At 46.3% G+C, this 5,740-nt stretch carries 5 protein-coding genes; 4 read left to right on the top strand and 1 reads right to left on the bottom strand.

All coding sequences use genetic code 11. The features are described from left to right. Positions 1–1,183 (bottom strand): AI-2E family transporter (locus J6U00_RS02045; RefSeq protein ID WP_296578149.1); only part of this gene is annotated, 1,183 nt, incomplete at its 3' end. 353 nt (positions 1,184–1,536) lie between these two features. Here J6U00_RS02045 and J6U00_RS02040 point away from each other — a divergent pair. The 4 genes from J6U00_RS02040 (at position 1,537) to J6U00_RS02025 (ending at position 5,657) form a co-directional block, all read left to right on the top strand. Then, entirely contained in the window at positions 1,537–2,274 is a 738-nt protein-coding gene (locus J6U00_RS02040; protein WP_295082151.1) for a VWA domain-containing protein, read from the top strand. A 9-nt stretch (positions 2,275–2,283) separates the two neighbouring features. After that, positions 2,284–3,348, top strand: coding sequence for a PP2C family serine/threonine-protein phosphatase (locus J6U00_RS02035; protein WP_296578146.1), 1,065 nt, complete (start codon positions 2,284–2,286; stop codon positions 3,346–3,348). Positions 3,349–3,945: 597 nt separating this feature from the next. Beyond that, positions 3,946–5,277 (top strand): aminotransferase class V-fold PLP-dependent enzyme, encoded by a 1,332-nt coding sequence (locus J6U00_RS02030; protein WP_296578144.1) that lies wholly within the window; start codon positions 3,946–3,948, stop codon positions 5,275–5,277. Positions 5,278–5,345: 68 nt separating this feature from the next. Beyond that, positions 5,346–5,657 (top strand): DUF1292 domain-containing protein, encoded by a 312-nt coding sequence (locus tag J6U00_RS02025; RefSeq protein WP_296578143.1) that lies wholly within the window; start codon positions 5,346–5,348, stop codon positions 5,655–5,657. The last annotated feature ends 83 nt before the right edge of the window (positions 5,658–5,740 follow it).

Raw genomic sequence — 5,740 nt, 5'->3', positions numbered from 1 at the left:
TCTTAGGCTTTTTAGCAGCTTTTGCTGCAGGCTTTTCACTGGCAGCTTCGGGAGAAGCTATGCCGAGCTCCTTCTCTTTGCTTTCAAGGACATGGAAGGAGAGCTTATACAGTGTAGCTGTAAGGGGAACGCCCAGTATCATGCCGAGTATACCAAAGAGACCTCCGCCTATAGTTACGGCTGCAAGTGTCCATATACTTGGGAGACCGATACTTCCGCCAACTACTCTAGGGTAGATAATATTTCCCTCCAACTGCTGGAGGAATATCAGGAATATAACGAAGATAAGCGCCTGCATGGGATTCACGGTAAGTATTATGAAAGCGCTTATGCCTGCGCCGATAAAGGCTCCGACTATCGGTATAAATGCAGTAACTCCCACGAGAGTGCCGGACATAGCCGCATATGGCAGTTTTAACAGTTTCATGCCTATGAAACAGAGTGAGCCGAGTATTATTGCTTCCACGAACTGTCCTACAAAGAAGCTCTGGAAGGTTGAGTTTGCCGTCTTGAGGACTATTGAGCTCTTCTGGTTGAACTCGTCGCTGAAATATGCTCGTCTTATTCGATTTGCGTCGCGTATTAACTTATCCTTGCGGAGAAGCATATATATAGCGAAGATAAGTCCGAGTACTAAATTCGCTACAGCTGAGGTCACCCCGCCTATTATGCCCACTGCGGAACTGAGTATTCCTGCAAGTCCGGAGGTGAGTATCTTTGAGGCTTTTTCAGCGATTTTTGCCCAGTCGAATTCAATGGAGCTTATCTGCTCCTGTATTTCCGGGTACTCTTTCAGTTTGCCAGTTACGAATTCCTTGGCGTTCGTGAAGGCGGGAGGTATCTCCTCGTAAAGCACTCCAAAAGCTTTGGCTATCTCTGGTATGACGATGTACATTATAAGTACGAGAATCACCGCTGTAATGGCAAAAGCAGCAGTAATGCAGAATGGTCTTCGCGTCTTTGAAACCAGCTTTGAGTTGTTCTTAGGAAAGTAGAGCTTTTCAAAGCGGTTCATGATGATATTGAAGATATAGGCTACAAAGAAGCCTATAACAAGTGATTTCAGAGCTCCGATTAATACAGAGACAAAATTTGCCAGCACAGAGAAGTTCTGACATATAACGCAGACTGCGATAGCAAGGGCTGCGATGAAAACATATCGTTTTATCTCGTTTTTTTCCATAACTGTTGCCCGTACCGGGCAAATCACTCCTTTGCGGCTGAGATACTACTACAATTATATATCAATATAGCAGCTTTGTCAACGGAATCCGGCTGTACTATTATGCGGAACTGCCACTGTGATGAAGTAGGATGCTCAGCTTTTCCAAGTCCATCATTTCCAAGGCGGTTGGCGGCAGACAATGACCGCAACTGAATTAACAAACTACTTGACCGAAGGATAGTTTCATGATATAATAAATATAATTAGTTCCGTGATATGGGGAACTTAAGGTAAATGACATTAAAGGGGACAACCCCGCCGGCAGATAATGCCCGGTCATAGAAAGCTATATGCGAACGGAGGTCATAATAATGCCAGGATTAGATGATTACGCTCCCGCTGTCAGAAAGGTCATGACGCTTTTTTACGTTATAGATACTTCCGGAAGTATGCAGGGAAGCAAGATAGGACAGGTAGAATCAGCTCTTGAAGAAGTAATGCAGACCCTTCAGGAGATTAGCGATGAAAGTGACGACGCTGAGATAAAGATCGCGGTACTGGAGTTCTCAACAGGTGCATCTTGGGTAACTCCCGAGCCTGTATCCCCGGAGGGTTATCGTTTCAAGACCTTTGAAGCCTGCGGAGTTACCGATCTTGGTGCTGCCTGCAAGGAGCTGGATAAGAAGCTTTCGAGGAATGAGTTCCTTCAGACTGCAGCCGGAGCTTATCCGCCTGTAATACTTCTCTTTAGCGACGGAGGTCCTACAGATAACTGGGAGAGCGGTCTCGACGCTCTGAAAAAGAACAACTGGTTCAAGCGTTCCATAAAGATAGCCTTTGCTATAGGCGATGATGCTGACAAGGATATACTTGCACGCTTCTCCGGAAGCTCGGAGACTGTCCTCGATGTAAAGAACAAGGATCAGCTTCGTCTTATGATAGAAAAGGCAAGTGTTATCACAAGCGTTTTTGCAAGCCATTCAAGCACTGTTGACAGCGATACAGACCCTGTTGAGATATCAAAGCAGCTCGCTGAGGACGTCAAGACTCAGACTACAGAGGCACTCAGCGACGATAATACCGCCGACTGGGACGAATCCGACTGGTAAGGTGAGGTTATGCAGAGATTACATTCCTTTGCTCAGACAAGCATCGGCGCCTCTCATCTCAGCCGCGGACTGATCTGTCAGGACAGCTCTGCCTGTGCAGATAACGAGAAGTATTCTTTCGCAGCTGCTGCGGACGGTCACGGAAGCCTCTGCTATCTGCGTACCGATCGTGGTTCAGCGTTTGCCGTGGAGTGCGCGGAGGATTGCGTCAGAGAGTTCCTTGAGGGACTTGAAAACGATGAGGAGCTTCTTGGAGATCAGCGCCAGCGCGACGAGCTGTTCAATCAGCTCTGGCGCAGCATAATAGCACGCTGGCACGACAAGACTGAGAGCGACTTCAAGGCTGATCCTTTCTCTGAGGAGGAGCTGGATCGCATTCCTGAGAAGTTTGCAAATTACCGCAAGCGCTATGAAGCAGGAGACTATATTGGCGCTTACGGCACGACCCTGCTGTTTGCGGTGGTAACTGAGAATTATGCATTCGGAGCCCAGATAGGCGACGGAAAATGCGTTGTTATTGACGGCGATAGTAATGTGTTTGCGCCTGTTCCGGAAGATCCTCGCTGTTATGAGAACGTAACAACATCAATGTGTCAGGATGACGCGGCTCTCTCGGCAAGATTTTTCTATCTGCCTAAGGGCCTTATGCCTGCAGCAGTGTTCCTGTGCTCGGACGGCGTTGAGAATTCCTACTGGAACGAGGAGCAGCTTTTCTGTTTTTTCCGCGGACTTGCCCTTACTATAGTTGAGAATGGCATGGAGGAGGGAATATCACAGCTTGCGGAGTTCCTGCCTTCAATGACTAAAAAAGGAAGCGGCGATGACGTTACCTGTTCGGGCATCATAGATCTTACAAAGCTGAGTTCATGCTCTGACGGCATACGAGAGGACCTTGAGATCGCGTCTCTTGCAGCGGCTGCTACAGTCGGAGAAGCTCTTGATGCTGAGGATATCGAATATGATGATGAGGATCTTCAGCAGGTTATCTCTGATGTTATCGCAGATAATGCAGATACCTCAGGAAGTGAGGACAACGATGAGCCGGAAGATTTGGAAGAGAATATTGAGCAGTAAAGGGCGGATAGTATCCGTCCTTTTTATTTTTCGATTGAATGGGCTATATTTAATTATAGTGACAAATATCACTGAGAAAGTGACATATATTACCTAACATACCCTGTGGAAAAATGATAGAATAAGACCATACCGATAATTTAAAGCGAGGGATAATAATGAAAATATCATCAGAGTGGGTGGAATTATTCTTGTAGCGCTGATGCTGACTGTATTTACAACGGGATGTATCTTGACGACAGAGGAAGAAAACAAAAGGGAGTAAAAGTAAAAAAGTAGCAAAAATAGCCGCAGTGAAATACATAAGCAATAAATACGATGTGATACCGAAGATATGGGAATCAGGGGTATTCTCGGCTTTGATGGTTGGGCTGATTCAATAAGAAAGTTATACTAATTATTGTTAAAATTTATTAATAATGAGCTGACACCAAGACAAAAGAAAATAATTATGTTATACTATTTAGAGACACGGACATAGTCACTGTAAGCAAGCTGCTGGGGATATATCCTCAGGCTGTGTCGGTGGTCATGTTCTGTGCCATGCTAAAAAAGTATAAGATACTTCAATACTATATATGAGAACAGGAGGTTTCAATGGATACTCCTATTTACGACTTTCTGCGGAGCTTTGATGCTTCTAGTATGTTACGCGCCTGTATGCCCGGACATAAGGGCATATCGCTTGTGGAAGGGCTCGAAGAAGTTTACGGATTGGATATAACCGAGATAAAAGGGGCGGACAGCCTTTTTGAAGCCGATGGCATTATTGCTGAGAGCGAACGAAATGCGTCAAAGCTCTACGGAACCGTTGCGACTGTGTATTCCGCTGGGGGCTCAACTTTGTGCATACAGGCTATGCTTGCTCTTATGAAGCAGGAGAAACGCCATATCATCGCTGTTAGAAATGTCCACCGTTCTTTTCTCAATGCGGTGGCTCTTCTCGGACTTGACGTGCAGTGGCTTTTACCTGAATACAGCGGCGGAATTCTGTCTGGCAGGATACTCCTGCCAGACGTCGAGTCGGCTTTAGCCGCCTCAACAGAGCCAGTCTGTCTTTACGTAACCTCACCTGACTATACCGGAAGGATGGCGGATATTGCCGCATTGGCGGCTCTGTGTCATCGCTACGGAGCAAGGCTCCTTGTGGACAATGCTCACGGAGCTCATCTTGCTTTTTTTGAAAAGAGTATGCATCCTATCAATGCTGGTGCGGATCTTTGCTGTGACTCTTCCCATAAAATGCTGCCGGCACTCACGGGAGCAGCTCTGCTGCATACCTCCTGTTCGGAGTATGCTCCGAAACTGAAGCAGGCTATGAGCCTTTTTGGCTCTACAAGTCCATCTTATCTTATCATGGCTTCGCTTGATATATGCAACCGTTACATTTCAGATAATATAAGAGGCGATATCGTCGCGGCTTTGCCGCGGCTGAATTCGCTGCGTGAAGCCTTTTCAGATAGGCTTTCTTTTGTGGAATCTGAACCATTTCATATCACGATAAAAGCTGCTGAAAGCGGTTACAGCGGAACAGAATTGGCAGAGCTACTCAGAAATAACGGCGTAGAGTGTGAATACGCTGATGAAGAGCTTCTTGTACTGCTTATGTCGCCGTTTTCACCTGCCGGGGACTATGGACGGCTTAGCGCTGCGATTGAGAACTCGGTTTCTGTAGCTTCACTTTACACAAGAGAAAAGCCATTATTTCTGCGGGAACTCCCGAATATGGCTTGTGCTATTCGCGAAGCCGCTTTTGCGCCTGCTGAGGAGATATCCGTAGAGGCAGCGGAGGGGAGAGTCTGTGCCTCTGTAAAGCTACCCTGTCCGCCGGCTGTGCCGATAGCGGTGAGCGGAGAGATCATCAGCAAGGAATGTATAGAGGTATACAGATCTTACGGTATAAAGACCGTCCTTGTGGTAAAAAATTAGTAGAGCCTATTGCAATTTGCAGGCATATATGTTAAAATGAAGTATATTATTTTAGCGGAGGTACTGCCATGAGCGATATGAATGAAAAGGAGCTTGACGAGCTCGAGGAAGAAGAGGAAATTGAAAATTACATCACCCTGACGGACGATGACGGAAATGAGGTCTCATTTGAGATAATAGGCACAGTCGAGTACGAGGAGCACCTCTATGCAGTGCTTCTGCCTTTTGATGAGGAGGACGACGAGGTAGTGATACTTGAGGTCATACCCGGCGAAACTCCAGAGGAGGACGATTTTGTATCCGTTAATGATGACGAGCTTCTCGGAAAGGTATTTGAGGAGTTCAAGAAGAACTACGACGGAGAATACGAGTTTGAGTGAAATCAAAAACCGGCGCATAATATGGCGCCGGTTTTTTACAAAGTTAGATTATTTTATAATGCCCGCCTTGTAGGCATCAAGGA

Origin of the sequence: Ruminococcus sp., assembly GCF_017650195.1 — a bacterium.
GTDB lineage: Bacteria > Bacillota > Clostridia > Oscillospirales > Ruminococcaceae > Ruminococcus.
Note: the sequence above shows the minus strand (reverse complement) of the source record. Positions and strands in the feature narration are given on the sequence as shown.

What these genes read in the sequence shown, in the direction of transcription:
- J6U00_RS02035 (WP_296578146.1), top strand. Translation starts at nt 2,284, where the DNA reads ATGCAGAGATTACATTCCTTTGCTCAGACAAGCATCGGCGCCTCTCAT.
- J6U00_RS02025 (WP_296578143.1), top strand. Translation starts at nt 5,346, where the DNA reads ATGAGCGATATGAATGAAAAGGAGCTTGACGAGCTCGAGGAAGAAGAG.
- J6U00_RS02040 (WP_295082151.1), top strand. Translation starts at nt 1,537, where the DNA reads ATGCCAGGATTAGATGATTACGCTCCCGCTGTCAGAAAGGTCATGACG.
- J6U00_RS02030 (WP_296578144.1), top strand. Translation starts at nt 3,946, where the DNA reads ATGGATACTCCTATTTACGACTTTCTGCGGAGCTTTGATGCTTCTAGT.